Below are 634 nucleotides of genomic sequence, written 5' to 3' on the forward strand. Positions count from 1 at the left end.
ACCCCCCTAAATCCCCCCTCACAGGGGGGACTTACATGCAATGTAGAGAATATTTGTGATTCATGTTGTGCTATACGAGCCTGAAATTCCTGCCAATACTGGCAATATTATCCGTTTATGTGCCAATACAGGTGCGCAACTGCATTTGATCAAGCCTTTGGGCTTTGAGCTTGATGATAAGAAACTGAAGCGTGCAGGCCTGGATTATCACGAATGGGCAAGAATGCAGATTTGGGACAGTATCGAACTTTGCCTCGCTGACTTAAAGGCAAAGGGTATTGGCATCAATGATATTTTTCCATTGACCACCAAAGGTTCTGCCACACCACATACAGTGGATTTAAATCGTCCTGTCGCCTTGCTGATGGGACCTGAAACCCGTGGCCTGCCTGAACAGGTACGCCTGATGTTCCCGCAGGAAAACTGGATTTGTTTGCCAATGGCAGAAAATTCAAGAAGTTTGAATTTGTCTAATGCAACCGCGGTGATCGTCTATGAAGCCTGGCGGCAGCAGGGATTTAAAGCACTGACTTGATTATTAAAAATTTTCTGTCATCGTAAAGGTTTATCGAAACAAAGGCTAAATGTTTAAAGATTTAAAGCAAACCTCATCATATAGTCAAACTACTTTATT

At 43.2% G+C, this 634-nt stretch carries 1 protein-coding gene; it reads left to right on the top strand.

The window, feature by feature from the left end:
* The first annotated feature begins 55 nt into the window (after positions 1-55).
* Positions 56-535, top strand: a complete 480-nt coding sequence (locus B4H32_RS05900) for a tRNA (cytidine(34)-2'-O)-methyltransferase (protein ID WP_004681526.1) — start codon at positions 56-58, stop codon at positions 533-535.
* Positions 536-634: the final 99 nt, after the last annotated feature.

It is taken from the genome of Acinetobacter sp. UBA2063 (assembly GCF_002333245.1).
GTDB classification, from domain to species: domain Bacteria; phylum Pseudomonadota; class Gammaproteobacteria; order Pseudomonadales; family Moraxellaceae; genus Acinetobacter; species Acinetobacter parvus.